The 14,883-nt window shown below is 40.9% G+C and carries 11 protein-coding genes and 1 rRNA gene (1 of these 12 only partly in view); 3 read left to right on the top strand and 9 right to left on the bottom strand.

The window, feature by feature from the left end:
- Positions 1-540: ribosomal RNA gene (locus OSJ91_RS01385) — 16S ribosomal RNA — on the bottom strand; it reaches 1,011 nt to the left of the window's first position.
- A gap of 621 nt (positions 541-1,161) precedes the next feature.
- Here OSJ91_RS01385 and OSJ91_RS01380 point away from each other — a divergent pair.
- Positions 1,162-1,920, top strand: a complete 759-nt coding sequence (locus tag OSJ91_RS01380; RefSeq protein ID WP_350300941.1) for an alpha/beta hydrolase — start codon at positions 1,162-1,164, stop codon at positions 1,918-1,920.
- Positions 1,921-2,000: 80 nt separating this feature from the next.
- On the top strand, positions 2,001-2,171 hold the full coding sequence (locus tag OSJ91_RS01375) for a CsbD family protein (protein ID WP_098866101.1): 171 nt from the start codon (positions 2,001-2,003) through the stop codon (positions 2,169-2,171).
- A gap of 111 nt (positions 2,172-2,282) precedes the next feature.
- Here the strand turns inward: OSJ91_RS01375 and OSJ91_RS01370 are convergent, their stop codons facing one another.
- From OSJ91_RS01370 to OSJ91_RS01350, 5 genes are all read right to left on the bottom strand, one after another.
- Positions 2,283-3,425, bottom strand: coding sequence for a PP2C family protein-serine/threonine phosphatase (locus OSJ91_RS01370; protein WP_485890868.1), 1,143 nt, complete (start codon positions 3,423-3,425; stop codon positions 2,283-2,285).
- 280 nt (positions 3,426-3,705) lie between these two features.
- Positions 3,706-4,539 carry a CheR family methyltransferase gene (locus OSJ91_RS01365; protein WP_137019304.1) on the bottom strand — a complete coding sequence of 278 codons (834 nt, stop codon included), beginning with the start codon at positions 4,537-4,539 and terminating at the stop codon, positions 3,706-3,708.
- A gap of 28 nt (positions 4,540-4,567) precedes the next feature.
- Entirely contained in the window at positions 4,568-7,369 is a 2,802-nt protein-coding gene (locus tag OSJ91_RS01360; RefSeq protein WP_485890867.1) for a response regulator, read from the bottom strand.
- A gap of 316 nt (positions 7,370-7,685) precedes the next feature.
- Positions 7,686-9,002, bottom strand: a complete 1,317-nt coding sequence (locus tag OSJ91_RS01355; protein WP_485890866.1) for a hemolysin family protein — start codon at positions 9,000-9,002, stop codon at positions 7,686-7,688.
- Between the two features lie 171 nt (positions 9,003-9,173).
- Positions 9,174-9,620 carry a MerR family transcriptional regulator gene (locus OSJ91_RS01350; protein WP_485890865.1) on the bottom strand — a complete coding sequence of 149 codons (447 nt, stop codon included), beginning with the start codon at positions 9,618-9,620 and terminating at the stop codon, positions 9,174-9,176.
- 715 nt (positions 9,621-10,335) lie between these two features.
- Between OSJ91_RS01350 and OSJ91_RS01345 the strand changes: the two genes are divergently transcribed.
- A complete protein-coding gene (locus tag OSJ91_RS01345; protein WP_350300938.1) occupies positions 10,336-10,761 on the top strand; it encodes a DUF4395 domain-containing protein in 426 nt (141 codons plus the stop codon).
- Between the two features lie 42 nt (positions 10,762-10,803).
- Here OSJ91_RS01345 and OSJ91_RS01340 read toward each other — a convergent pair whose 3' ends face one another.
- From OSJ91_RS01340 to efeO, 3 genes are all read right to left on the bottom strand, one after another.
- On the bottom strand, positions 10,804-12,558 hold the full coding sequence (locus OSJ91_RS01340; protein ID WP_485890864.1) for an FTR1 family protein: 1,755 nt from the start codon (positions 12,556-12,558) through the stop codon (positions 10,804-10,806).
- A gap of 86 nt (positions 12,559-12,644) precedes the next feature.
- Positions 12,645-13,931, bottom strand: coding sequence for an iron uptake transporter deferrochelatase/peroxidase subunit (efeB, locus tag OSJ91_RS01335; RefSeq protein ID WP_485890863.1), 1,287 nt, complete (start codon positions 13,929-13,931; stop codon positions 12,645-12,647).
- On the bottom strand, positions 13,932-14,777 hold the full coding sequence (efeO, locus tag OSJ91_RS01330) for an iron uptake system protein EfeO (protein WP_485890862.1): 846 nt from the start codon (positions 14,775-14,777) through the stop codon (positions 13,932-13,934).
- Positions 14,778-14,883: the final 106 nt, after the last annotated feature.

Genomic DNA, 14,883 nt, shown 5'->3' with positions numbered 1-14,883 from the left:
ATTACCGCGGCTGCTGGCACGTAGTTAGCCGTGGCTTTCTGGTTAGGTACCGTCAAGGTACCAGCAGTTACTCTGGTACTTGTTCTTCCCTAACAACAGAACTTTACGACCCGAAGGCCTTCTTCGTTCACGCGGCGTTGCTCCGTCAGACTTTCGTCCATTGCGGAAGATTCCCTACTGCTGCCTCCCGTAGGAGTCTGGGCCGTGTCTCAGTCCCAGTGTGGCCGATCACCCTCTCAGGTCGGCTACGCATCGTCGCCTTGGTGAGCCATTACCTCACCAACTAGCTAATGCGCCGCGGGCCCATCTATAAGTGACAGCGTAAACCGTCTTTCCATCTTCTCTCATGCGAGAAAAGAACGTATCCGGTATTAGCTCCGGTTTCCCGAAGTTATCCCAGTCTTATAGGCAGGTTGCCCACGTGTTACTCACCCGTCCGCCGCTAATCTCAGGGAGCAAGCTCCCATCGATTCGCTCGACTTGCATGTATTAGGCACGCCGCCAGCGTTCGTCCTGAGCCAGGATCAAACTCTCCGAAGAAATGTTTGACTTGCTCATTTGCTTTTTTGATAGTGTGTGCTCACTTAAAATTTAACGTTGGCGCTTTGTTTTGTTCAGTTTTCAAAGAGCAATTTCACAATCGTTCTTAACGAACGGCTGTTTATTCATCATAACATCTTATTGATTAGTTGTCAACTTCTGCGAAGTTTTTAACTTATTTTAAATCGCTGTGTTTTTCAGCGACCATTTCATCTTATCATTTTCATAGTAAGAAGTCAATAGTTATTATTTCTTTCAGCAATCAGCCAAAAGAGATGAAGTTTTTCGTTTGTCTTAGTTGGTGCTTATTTATATTAATCCCATTTCAGTTTAAAGTCAACGCCTTTTTTCCTTTTTTTTATTTATACCATGCAACCGTATTAGCTTCTTCTATTTATCATCAATGGCAAGACAGTACTTATATAATGGTAGAATGCCAATCACACTAGGGACAGACCTAATAAGTATCTTGTATCCTTTTTTAATGCCTCTGGAAATTTGGCATATAACCAAGTTGACTTCACAATTTTCATTATGCTATCATATAACCAAGTAAAATAATCGGAATAGTTAATTTTATTTTCATACAATAAAACATAGCTAATTAAAGGAGATGGGATTATGACAGCAGCAATGGTAATACCAGGTGCGGAATCTTTTTTCTTACCCGGCAATTCTATCGGCATTCTTATTTGCCATGGCTTTAACGGAACGCCACAAAGCGTAAGGTATTTAGGTGAAAAATTCGCCGCCAAAGGCTTTACTGTCTTCGCTCCTCGACTGGCGGGACACGGGACGGATGAATATGAAATGGAAACGAGTCATTGTCAGGAATGGATACAAGATGTTGAAATGGCTTATGCAAAATTAAAAAGAACCTGCACCCATGTATTCGCCATCGGACAATCAATGGGAGGCGCCCTTGTACTCGATTTAGCGACAAAAGTGGCTTGTGATGGAATTCTCACCATCAATGCCGCTCTCCAAGTTCCTGAATATGAAATATACCGTAACCAATCGGTTCCACGCTTCATTCCTGAGGGCAAACCTGACATAAAAGACGATACAACTAAAGAAATCACATATGACCAGGTTCCGTTAACAGCGATTAATCAATTGCTTGATATAATGGAACATGCCAGTCAAAAACTAATAGACGTTTCGTGCCCGATACTTATCTTCCATTCTCCAGAAGATCACGTTGTACCAGACTCTTGTTCCTATCAGATTTACGATACAGTCATGTCCGGGGATAAGGAGATGGCATCCCTTGAAAATTCATATCATGTGGCCTCGTTGGATCATGACAAAGATCATATCATTGAACGGTCATATCAGTTCATTCAAAGGTTAAGTAAAAGGGCTATAATCGCTTCTTAAACTCCTTTCTTCATATAAATCAGGTTTATCGGTACACTTCATGGGTATATACAGTATATAAAGAAAAAGGAGGTAACATAATGAGCGGTTTATCAGACAAAGTAAAAGGTGCTGTAAATAAAGTTAAAGGTGAAACGAAAGACCAAGTCGGAAACGCGAAAAATGATCCTCACTTACAAGCAGAAGGTAAAGTCGATAAATTAAAAGGCAATCTCCAAGATGGCATTGGTAAATTAAAAAATGACCGTTAATTGCAAATAGCCGAATACATGATTTACTCTCTTAACACATTCTCATTCTTATAAAAGTGACCCCCCTATTATAGAGAAGAGGCGGCAGATAATCTGCCGCCTCTTCCTTGTTCAATTTGCTTGAATAACAACAACACACATATCATCAGGTTGATCTTGCTGCATTTCCGGGGACATCAAAAAATCGATAGGGGGAGATTCCTTACAATCGAACCATCTCGTCGAGACCGCTTCTTTTATTTGTTCGAGCCCTTCCGTCCCTTCTCGATCTATCGCTTCCATGACTCCATCCGTAAATAGCATGAGCTGAATCTTCTCTTCATAATGAATGACGGACTTCTCTATTTTCATTTCGTTGAAGAACCCAACAGGACATGTCCCTTTTGAAAGTGAGACCACTTTTCCATCGTCCATTAAAGCAAAGCCCGGAGGATGTCCGGCATTCACATATTCCACAGTCTTTTGCTCTGTATCAATGACCATATAAATCGCGGTAAAATAATAATGCACTGGATTATCTTCTTTATTAAGGGTACTCATCCAGCGATTCATTTCGTTTATTACTGCCACCGGATCCGTATGTATCCTGATGGCATCCCTCAATACGGAGGAAATGAACATGCACACAAGTGAGGCGGATATGCCATGCCCCATCATATCCAGCAGGATGATCCCATACCGATTTTCATCGATGCGGTGCCAATAGTACATATCCCCTGCCAATTTATTCGCAGGTAAGTATGATGCCCTTATGGTTAAGTGGTCATTTATAATGGGTTCACTTAATAAACCGCTTTGAACCTGCATGGAAAGATCCAATTCATTGCGGATTTTTTCATCCTGCATTTTATGCCAATCTTTTTCATATTTAAGTCTTAACCCCACGCGAATCCTCGCAAGTAAATCTATTTTATTGATAGGCTTCATTATATAATCAATTCCGCCAACATCAAGTGCCTCGGCAACCTTGTTTGAATCTTCAAGGGCGGTCACAAAAATTACGGGTATATCTCTAAGGTGAGGAATGCTTTGAAGTCTCCTGCACGCCTCTATCCCATCGATCTCCGGCATCATGATATCGAGCAGAATGATATCAACTGAAGTCTCTTTAGGTTGCGGACTATCCACCTGTAAATATTCAAACATCTCAACAGCTGAAGTTAATGATAGAAAATCCGTATAGCCAGCTCGTTTTAGAATTTTCTCTATAACGAAAAGGTTAACCTGGTTATCATCTACGATTAAAATCGTCATTCTTTCATTCCCCTTTTGGCTTATATCGAGCGGCAACATTTATCTTTTTTATATGGACCAGCACTTTCGTAAAGCTCCCTTAATAGGGATTTTCCTATTATATTATAACGAAGTTCAGTCTCTTTTAATAATAATAAACCACGGCAGTAATTCTACATGGAGACCAACTCATTATTTATACCCCTTCTTCCGATGCATTAAACATATAAATCAAAAAAAATTAAAAAATAATGCACTAAATTAAAAAGAAAGAGTCCGCTTATATGCGAACTCTTTCTTTTTACAGTTTCCGATAAATTCGTTCCTTTGAGTCAAAGTCCTCATAATCTTCCGAAAAGGATGATGTATGAAGTGTTTCCTTGCTGCCAACCGCAAGGAAGCCGTCTTTACAAAGGCTGTCATAAAACAACTGATTAACATAGGTCTGCAATTCACCGGTAAAGTAAATCATCACATTCCGGCACATGATGATATGAAACTCATTGAACGAACCATCTGTAACTAAATTATGCTGGAAAAACACAATGTTTTTAAGGAGATTCGAATCAAGATAAGCATTTTGATAATCGGTTGTATAATACTCCGAAAATTCCTGGTTGCCTCCAGCTTGCAAATAGTTTTTCGTATAAGACTGCATTCTATTTAAAGGCAATATTCCTTTTTCCGCATGACGGAGGACTTCATCATTCATATCAGTGGCATAAATCCTCGCCTTATCATAAAGCCCTTCTTCCTTGAGGATGATCGCCATGGAAAAGGCTTCTTCACCGGTTGAACATCCCGCATGCCAAATTCTGATTTCAGGAAGTTTTTTCAGGAGCGGTACAATATTTAAACGAAAGGCTTTAAAGAAATCCGGGTCGCGAAACATTTCAGTGACATTTATTGAAAAATCTCTCAAAAGCTTCTCGACATACCCTTTTTCATATAAAACCATTTCAATCATTCCGCTGATCCTGCGAACATGGTCCAGTCTCATTCTATTTTCAACTCTTCTTTTTATTGAAGAACGCATATATTTGCGAAAGTCAAAGCCCGAAACGGAATAAATGGCCTCTAACAATAATTCGATTTCCAAGTCTTCTCTTTCTTCAATCGTTAAAGTATCCTTCATGCAAAACCTTCCTTATCCGTACTATCAATCAATTAGTCAACCAAACCCTTAGGACGGATAGCAGCTGATCCAATTTTAACGGCTTGCTGACATAATCGGAAGCGCCAGCCTTCAGGCACTTTTCCCTATCGCCTTTCATCGCTTTCGCAGTTAGCGCGATGATCGGAAGATCCTCGAACTTACTTTGCTCGCGAATTCTGGTCATCGTTTCGTAACCGTCCATGCCTGGCATCATGATATCCATCAAAATAACATCTATATTGTTTCCTTTTTCAAGGAGTTCCAAACATTCATAGCCGTTTTCAGCTGTAAGGATTTCCATCCCCTCATGCTTCAGCGCATTTTTCAGAGCAAATATATTACGGTGATCATCATCGACGACCAGTACTGTTTTATTGCAGAATGGTTTGGTCTTATCCCGATCTTCTTCATCCACTATAACTACATCCGGGTCTCCCTGACCGTCAAAAGGCGCGGCAGAATCATCGTGGTTGGCTGCTGCCACTTCTGGAGAAGCAGCCATTGCTTCGCCGACATTTTTGAAGCCCTCTGGCATGCTTGGAATAAAGAAAGTAAAGGTACTGCCTTGCCCCTCCTCACTATCTACAATGACCCAGCCTCCCAGAAGTTTGGCGAACTCCCGGCAAATCGATAGCCCTAGTCCTGTACCGCCATATTTTCTCATTGTAGCTCCGTCACCTTGCTGGAACGCTTCAAAGATAAGTTTTTGCTTCTCTTTCGAAATTCCGATACCCGTATCCGTCACCTTAATTTCAACCCAATTGCTAGCTCCTTTTGTCTGTATCCATTGTGCTACATTTTCTTCATCAGCTTTTTTGATTTGGACAGACACAGAGCCTTTTTCCGTGAATTTAAATGCATTGGATAATAGGTTTTTCAAAATTTGCTGGAAGCGCTGTTCATCCGTAAAGAAAATATCCGGAACGTTTTTACTTTTTTCTATTATAAAGTCAATGTTCTTTTTCTTCGCTACATGATCGAAGTTACGGTGCAATTGCTCTGGAAGCTCACTCAAATTCATTTCGTCAAAGACCACTTCAAGCTTTCCGACTTCGACTTTCGATAAATCCAAAATGTCATTGATCAACGTTAATAAATCTTGACCTGATGAGTTAATGACACGAGCAAATTCCTGTTGCTCTTCATTTAATTTACTATCATTCGGATCTGAAAGCATTTCTGATAAAATCAGGATACTATTGAGCGGTGTCCGCAATTCATGGGACATATTTGCCATGAACTCGGATTTATATTTGGAACTTAACTTTAATTCTTCCGCTTGTTTTTCAAGATTCAGTTTTGCGACTTGAAGCTCTTTCGACTTTTCTTCAGTTTCACGATTTCTTTCTTCTAATTGTTCATTGATCATTCGCAATTCTTCAGCCTGTGTTTGCAGTTCCTCCGATTGGGCTTGCATTTCCTCTGACTGTGATTGCAATTCTTCCGATTGAGCCTGTAACTCTTCGGTCTGTGCTTGTGATTCTTTCAATAAACGCTCTATTTCCATCCGGCCCTCTACATTATTAATCGTGATGCCAAGAGTATCAAGAACCTGGTTCAGGAAAGTTTTTTGCAGCTTCGTAAATGCCTCCAAACTCGCCAATTCAACCATCGCCACCACTTCATCCTCAAAAACGACCGGCGCAATGACAATGCTTTTCGGGTTGACTTCCCCTAATCCTGTCGTAACCACTTGAAAATCTTCAGGGATATCTTCAATGACTTTCGATTTCTTTTCAAGGGCGCATTGTCCGATCAAACCTTCACCAAGACGAAATTCACGTCTGCCTGAATCTTCGCCATCTCCCGCAAAGCTGGCAAGCTTCACAAAACGCATATCCACTCCCTCGCCCCGTTTGACGTAAAAAGCCCCAATTGAAGCTCCCATCATCGGTGCCAGTCTTGTAATGAACCGGTCAGCCAGAACTTCCACATCAACAATGCGCTGATACATGGTAGCTATATCTGCAACACGGGTCTGGATCCAGTTCTGTTCACTGATCTTTTCGGTGAAATCTTTCTCTTTTTGATTATAGATTTCAAGCGATCCCGCCATTTCGTTGAACGATCTCGCTATATCACCAATTTCATCAGTAGTCCGAACCGGAACTCTTGGTATGACCGATAAGTTTTTATAATCGATATTTTTGATGACCTTCGTAATCGATTGCAGATCTTTCGATGTACTGCGGATCATCCAAACAACCGTTACGGAAATAACCAAAATGCTGAGAATAACCGCAAAGATTACAAAACCGATCATATCTTCATAGGTTTGTTTCGAATTGTTTAAGGTATCTTTCATGACACCTTCTTGGTAATCCTTAAATTCATCCATTGTACTGATGACTTTCGTTCGTTTTTCCCTTTGGTCCTCCATCAGGCTTGAAAGATCATCCGAAGAGTTTCCCGATTTTATCTTTTGGATGATCTCAGCCTCCGTTATGGAGTAAGAAGCATATTGAGTCTCGAACTCTTTCAATAATTGCTTTGCTTTCGTCTTATTTAACGAACCTGATAACCCAGCAATTTTTGATTCAATCAAACTATGATTCTCGCTGATGATTTCGAGGCTCTCTGCTCTTTCTTCTTTGTTTGCATCATTAGCTGCAAACAGGATCTCACGGTCCGACCTGGAAAACAACTGACGGATTTCCATTGAAGCTGAAACTTTTTCATAGCGATTTTCAACTATTTCAGTCATGCTGCTTTTTAAATTGTTAAGCGTGACCATCATGAAAGAAAGTAAAATAGCCAAGAAAAGCAAGATCAAACCAAATCCTAACATTTGCTTCTTCTTAAAACCCATTTTTCCGCCCACCTTCAATACTTATTTATACCAGCTCGCGATAAACGGCTTTGCAAAATAAATCTTAATACTATCATTAGTATTACTTTTGAAGAATTTCCCTTATATTCTTTGAAACTTTAAAATGATATATAGATAGATTCAATGCTCAAAGTCAATTTTAACATTTTCCAAGCTAAAATTGTTATCTACTGTGTTATTTTAAATGAATTCATTTTCCATTTAAGTAACAGTCTGCCTTGACCACTTTTATAAACTTGTTCGTACATAATAAAAGCCGAAAGTTTCCACTTTCGGCTCTTGTTGTAATCCTGTTTTATTTAATCTTCTTCACTTCAACATATAAAACATGGTGACCGTCCATTTCCTTTACAGTGAATTCATATCCGGCGTATTCGATTTTATCCCCGACAGCAATCTCGAATCTGCCTGTCAGGAACCATCCTCCCAATGTATCGATATCTTCTTCCGGCAAATCGATCGCAAGGGTATCATTGACATCTTCAACCAATGTTTTTGCGTCGAATACATAATGCCCTTCATCAATCTTTTGAATGAGCGGACGTTCATCCTGGTCAAATTCATCACGGATTTCCCCGACGATTTCTTCAAGTATGTCTTCAACCGTAACAAGACCGGCAGTTCCGCCATATTCATCAGTCAAAACAGCCATATGGATCCGTTCCTTCTGCATTTTCAGCAGCAGGTCATGAATGGCGATCGTTTCAAGAACACGGATAATGGGTGTCACAAAGGAATCCACCGTCAAAGCCGTTACATTATCTTCTGTAATCGTTGCTGTATAAAGTCGCTTGATATTGACCATTCCCACGACATTATCTTTATCACCGTCTATGACCGGATACCTTGTGTATTGTTCTTCCTGAATCAGTTCAACAACTTCCAATAATGGCATGCCCTTTTCGATAACGGTCATTTCCGTACGCGGAACCATGATTTCATTGGCAATGCGCTCATCAAATTCAAATATCTGATTGACATATTTATATTCCGATTGGTTGATCTCACCGCTTTTATAGCTTTCCGATAAAATGATGCGCAGCTCTTCTTCGGAATGGGCCATTTCGGACTCGGAGGCAGGCTTTAATCCGAACATGCCGGTCAGGAGACGTGCAGAACCATTCAGTAACCAAATGAATGGGTACAAAATGCGGTAAAAGAGAATTAACGGCTTTGCAAATAGCAAGGTTACCTCTTCTGCCTTTTGAATCGCAACAGTTTTCGGTGCGAGTTCGCCGACAACAACATGAAGGAATGTTACAGAACCGAAGGCGATCAGGAACGAGATGATGTGACTTACGGACTCCTCTAATCCCCATTTAGTGAACAATGGTTTTAAGATCGCCTCGACCGTCGGTTCACCCAATACCCCTAAACCTAAGGCGGTTACCGTAATCCCCAATTGACAGGCAGATAAGTATTCATCGATATGTGATGTCACTTTCTTGGCTGCAAGGGCATTTCTATGCCCTTCCTCAATCAATTGATTGATTCGGGAACTTCTGACTTTCACGATTGCAAATTCCGATGCAACGAAAAATGCGGTTAATGCTATTAATACAGCTACTGCTAATAATTTTATAAATATCTCCAATATGTGCGGGTTAGCCATATTGTGCCCATCCTTCTGACCTGCGGATTAGACAACTACGGCAAAATCCCAAGCACCTCCTGTATAAATGGTTATTTTCGTTTCAAAAAGCGATTTTTTCCTTATCAAAACCATTTAGCCTATATCTTTAATATGCACCTTTGTGCATAAAACTATAGGGATAAATATTAATCATGCCAGCAACACTAGCAATGATTGGATCAAGGCCATGCTTTCGCGGGATATCTGTTTTTTTAAAAGAAGCTCACTTTTTCCGTCCTTTTCAATCAAGCTGATGAATTCCTGAAGTTCCTCGTTCAGGCCACCCATTTTATTCTTGAGTTGAAGACCTTTTTCCTCAATTGCTGATGCGGCTTCCTTATCCTTTTTAAGTATTTCTTTAATATCTTCCAATGAAAGGTTTTCTCTTTTGTATCCTTCGATACGGCGGAGCCTTTCAAGTTCACCGACTGAATAATAACGGTAATTAGAGGCGGAACGTTCTGCTTTAAGCAAGCCTAGGTTCGTATAATAATCTACAGTTCGTTTCGTAACATTCGCCATTTCCGCCAACTCGCCAATTTTTAAAGTCTCGTTCCCAACATAACCCCTCCTAACCGTCACGTGATGGTTTGACAAACTGAAAGTATATCTTTTCCTCCATGACGTTTTATTCTATTCCCTAATCGTACATTATTTTAATTGAAATGAAAAATATTTATTATCCTCTTTACCCATCATTGGAAAAACAAAAACCGATTAATTGAATAATCGGTTCAGACTGTAGACAAACTTGATATTAATTAAGATTGCCTGCATTTTTTGAGAGTGTATAAAATATGAACGTTGATTGGAACGTAGGGCACTCGCTTTCCGCGGGCGGTCCGGGAGCCTCCTCGGCTTGCGCCTGCGGGGTCTCCCTTGGACACGCTTATCCCTCAGGAGTCTCGAACACCCGCTCCAATCAACTTTGTTTAAAAAATTAAGATGGAACCCCTTTTGTCTACAAACTCAAACCGATTAATGGTTTAATTTATGATCTATTCCACGGGGTTTTATTTTTTTGTTTTAACTGAGAATTGATTGCTCAATATCTTAGGACCGCATTGGCAAAGGGCAGAATGCTTGAGCTTTTTTATTGGTGTTCCGCATGTTCCACAAACTTTTGCTACCATTTATACTGTCCTCCTCACTTTATTTGCTTGTTATACATATTATACTACTTTTGTAATGATAATCAATACTAAATTAAAATTATTATAAATAAGGTTTTGGCTTTATTTTGTTAGGCTTCACAAGTGATTAAAATAAAGATAAAATATAAATAAAACACATCAGGAAAGTTGGTATTAGTATGACGAGTGAAATTCGTTCCATTCCCCGCCCTTTAGTACGAACGAATCAATGGGTCATTTTGTTAAGCGTAGCCACCGCCTTATTAACGGGACAAATGTCGATATTAGTGATTCCTTTAACTGCAGGACTTTTAGGTCTTCTCTTTAATTTCAATCCAGTGATGCGTCTCGCCAAGCTCTTTCTTAAAAAGAAACCCTCCGATTATATTCCTGAAGATCATTCACAGCAACAATTCAACCAGGCCATAGCTGTCGTTTGCTTAGGACTCGGATTCATATCTTTTTTACTGGGTTGGAATGTTACCGGTTATATATTCACCTTGATGGTCGGATTGGCTTCTCTCATAGCCATCCTTGGATTCTGTATCGGCTGCTTTATCCTTTATCAATGGAAGCAATATTCCTATCGCCGATCTATTCGCTAATACCATACACAAATGGGACTGACATGCGTCAGTCCCATTATATTATTCGGTTGTACGTAAGGAATTACTCTTTTTGACCCAAATGGTCGCCAATACAATCAGCAAAATTAATGCAGCTTGCGGCACCAGCGTTTCCATTGTTGGATAAAGACCTATCGTTTCTACAAACGGAAAGGAACTGATCGTATTTGTCTGTATCACCTGTGAAACCTGAAGTGAATGAATGGAGACTCCAAGAATCTTGAAAGCCAAAGCATATATGAGTACCGTTGCCACTTTAAAGAATAGGGTCATCGGTAATTTCACACTATAGCGCAACATGATGAAACCAATTACCACTAAAATGAGGAAGGCAAGGAAAATCCCGCTCAGTAGCTGTTTCAATTCCATATAAGGAGCCATACCGGCATAAAAGATAATCGTCTCGGCCCCTTCACGGAATATGGATAGAAAACTGATCAAAGCGAAAGAGATGATGCTTCCTGTCGCAATGGCTTGGTTCATTTGCTTGTCGATATAACGGTTCCATGCATGGACATTCGATTTACTATGAAGCCAAAGACCAATTGTCAACATCATCGATACAGCTATTATCCCAGTGACTCCTTCAATATATTCCCGGCTTGACGCAGCTGTGATCTGAGAGAAAACGATATTGATTATGACCGCCAATATGGAACTGGCAACTAAACCAGCACCAACCCCTGTCCAAATCCATTTTTGTTTATCCGCTTGCCCGATTTTCTTTAGGAAAGACAGCAATGTAGCTACAATCAAGAGTGCTTCCAACCCTTCCCGCAAAAGAATCAAAGCGGCATCCCATGTCGTATAACCCGTATCATTAATTAAAGGGCGTAACCTTGTGTTTAAATCGGAAACGATTCCCTTCGCTTCCTCCGCCTTTACCTTTTTCGATTGCAATAGGCTGATTGCGGTCGGGACTTTCGTTTCCATATCGCTGTAAAGCTTGCTGTCCCTTGTGGAGACCTCGCCTTCGACATTAGGCCAAATTGTCAAGATTTCATTTAGCTGATCAACGGCAGAATCGATGTCACCCTTTTCAATATCCGTTGCACTTCCTTGTAAAAGTTGCGTTACATCCCCAAGGGAATAGGTATCCTCCTGGCTTCCTTCTTCAACTTTACCAGCAAGGAAATCCTCGATTAGGCCCTTCAATTCAGTTAGATTTTTTTGGGCTTTTTCCGAATCAGGAGGGTCTTGAGTAATCGCTATCCGCACAAAGGCCATTTTCGTTTCAAATTCACCATATGCAGCAACACTTTTCTCCCTGACAATCACCTCTGCGTCGGTCCATTGACTCAGAAGGTTGGTATATTGAACTTTAGCTTGATCAAAGTCACCTTCAGTTATTAAAGCTTCCAACTTATCTATTAAAGGAAGTATTGCTTCTAACCGTTCTTCATAGTCCGTCTTGTCAACAGGGTTTTCGTTGGTATCATAAATAACAAGAGTACTGGATAATGCCGATAATCGCTTCTTGATTTCATCTGTGGAGGCTTGGTCTCTCACAGCACTTTTTACCGCAGACAGCCTCTCGTCGACCTTCCTCGCACTCTTGCTGTCCGTTTTTATCGTTTGCCAATCTCTCTCGAAAAGATCGATATTTTTAGATACTTCCTCAAGGTCTCCGGATTTTACCTTCATTAAACTGTCGCCAATATAAACAAAAAGCTGATCATGGTTTTCACCCGCCGAAACAACCCTTACAGCAGTCGAAAGAAAGAAAAGGCTGACGATTAAAACCAATATCCCACTCTTCCATTTAGAAACGGTCATACTGGTCCCTCCTTATTCATGAACTAAAATCGCCAACTGGATAATATCCATGCTGGCGATTTTCACGTCCTCATTTGTGATTATATTTATCCAAAAAGGGAATCCCCAATATAGCCACCCTTTTTCACACCTGGTAAACAAGCGAATATGGCACTGCCCCTGTGAACGATATATTCGTTGAGCTTATCATTTTTCGCCAGTCGCTCTTGTATGGGAATGAATTGTTTACTTGGAGTTCGCTGAAAACAAATGAATAACAAGCCTGCATTGAAGCTCCCTGTTTTAGGATCCATTCCATCTGCATATGAATATGGGCGCCGCAATATTTTTGCTTTTCCGTCCCCCCTGGAGAGACTCATATGCGAATCTTCCGGAATGATCCGATTTCCATTTGGGTCTTTAGCTTCGAGGTCCACGGTATCGAATTCATTCTTCATTCCTAATGGGGCTCCGCTGTCACGATGACGGCCAAACGTATTTTCTTGTTCTTTCAATATTGTCCGGTCCCAAACTTCAATGTACATCTGGATTCGGCGCACCACCATATAACTGCCTCCAACAAGCCAGTCAGGACCGTCCTCACCCTTCACCCAAACATGCTCATTCATTTCATTGTCATTATTCGTATCCGGATTGACAGTCCCATCCTTAAACCCGAAAAGGTTCCGCGGTGTCGTTTTTTGTGAATCGGCTTGCTTAGTCCGTTGGAAACCTGTTTGTGCCCAATGAATGATCGTTTTCCCTCTTCCGATCCTCACTAAGTTCCGGACGGCATGAAAAGCCACTTGGAGATCATCTGCACATGCTTGAATACAAATATCCCCACCGCTCCATTCTTCTTCTAAAGCATCTAAAGGGAATTGAGGCAGATCCTTTAATTCTGCAGGCCTTTTCGATTTCAAACCAAATCGATCTTTGCCATCCTTCGAAAACAGGGTCGGACCCACTCCAAAAGTGATCGTTAAATTGGAGGGTGATAATTCTTTCGCTTCCCCCGTATCCTTTGGGGGCATATTCGTATTAAGTGATGCTTCACCAATCAAATTCCCCTCAGTCATCTGAGCCGCAGCCTTTGTCCAATCCTTTAATAACTGGATTAGGTCTGACCTTTTATCTGTGCTTACTTCCAATGATGCGAAGTAAAGGTTATCTTGCGCCTCAGTGGTAATACCGGCTTGGTGCTCTCCATAAAAAGGAATGATATCCTTAGTTTGTCCCTTTGCCCTTTGTTCAGAAAGTGTCAGCAGCCCGCCAAATCCAGATGCTCCTATCACGACTCCGATTCCACCGACTCCTGCCGTTTTCAACATATTTCGACGACTCACTTTTTTTGTAAAAAGTCCGGTTTTATCTTTAGGCGTATGTTCTTTCAATTAAGATTCCTCCGTTACAATCCCTATTTGCGATAGTGGTTCAGCTAATGCATCAATTGCTTGACTTAACTCTTTGACTTCAGATTCCTTTAAATCCGTATATGAGATGTAGCCATCCCCTTCTTTATGCTTTTCAAGCAAGCCGTATACATCGTCAAAACGTTGTTGGATTTCCTCAGCAAGCTTCGCATCCTTTTCTTTCAGCGCTGGAGTAAGCAGTTCATAGATCTTTTCTGCCCCTTCAACATTTGCAACGAAATCATACAGGTCGGTATGGGAGTATCGGTCTTCTTCTCCTGTCACTTTACTCGTGGAAACTTCATTCAATAAATCCACCGCACCCGTGATCAACAAATCAGGTGTTACCTCAACCGTTTCAACTTTGGCTCGAAGCAAATTGACGTCACTCATTAATTGTTCTGCATACTTTTCGTAGCCCTTCGTTGTATTTTCTTGCCATAACCCCATCTCAATCCGGTGGTAACCGCCCCATTCTTCATCTTTGACATCCCCTTCACGCGCATCAATTTTGGGATCAAGATCGCCAAAAACTTCTGCGATAGGTTCCGCTCTTTCATAATGCATGCGGGCTGGAGCATATAATTCCTTCGCCTTTTCAATATCACCGGCAGATACGGCCGTAGTGAATTCCTCCGTTGCGTTTACGAACTCTTCTATTTCACCAATGGCATATTCCCGGTACTCGCTAGATACATCATCAAGCTTACTTGCACTCACTTCTTTGGCATTATCATCTGCCGGTTCAGTTCCTTCCTTTTCCTGCGCACAGCCAAATAATAGGCTGGTTGATAGTAAGACCGCTAATGACGCCTTTGCTTTTTTCATAGTGTATTCTCCCTTTGAAATGATTTGTAGATTCATATTAGCAGATAATGAAAATCATTATCAATATATATTTTAATGGAAACGTGACATTGTTCATTCTCTTTTA

Source organism: Bacillus sp. T-10(2022) (genome assembly GCF_056502895.1).
This window is presented reverse-complemented; position numbering and strand designations above follow the sequence as displayed.

Coding starts and splice junctions, on each gene's coding strand:
- OSJ91_RS01380 (WP_350300941.1), top strand. CDS start 1,162: ATGACAGCAGCAATGGTAATACCAGGTGCGGAATCTTTTTTCTTACCC.
- OSJ91_RS01375 (WP_098866101.1), top strand. CDS start 2,001: ATGAGCGGTTTATCAGACAAAGTAAAAGGTGCTGTAAATAAAGTTAAA.
- OSJ91_RS01370 (WP_485890868.1), bottom strand. CDS start 3,425: ATGACGATTTTAATCGTAGATGATAACCAGGTTAACCTTTTCGTTATA.
- OSJ91_RS01365 (WP_137019304.1), bottom strand. CDS start 4,539: ATGAAGGATACTTTAACGATTGAAGAAAGAGAAGACTTGGAAATCGAA.
- OSJ91_RS01360 (WP_485890867.1), bottom strand. CDS start 7,369: ATGGGTTTTAAGAAGAAGCAAATGTTAGGATTTGGTTTGATCTTGCTT.
- OSJ91_RS01355 (WP_485890866.1), bottom strand. CDS start 9,002: ATGGCTAACCCGCACATATTGGAGATATTTATAAAATTATTAGCAGTA.
- OSJ91_RS01345 (WP_350300938.1), top strand. CDS start 10,336: ATGACGAGTGAAATTCGTTCCATTCCCCGCCCTTTAGTACGAACGAAT.
- OSJ91_RS01340 (WP_485890864.1), bottom strand. CDS start 12,558: ATGACCGTTTCTAAATGGAAGAGTGGGATATTGGTTTTAATCGTCAGC.
- efeO (WP_485890862.1), bottom strand. CDS start 14,777: ATGAAAAAAGCAAAGGCGTCATTAGCGGTCTTACTATCAACCAGCCTA.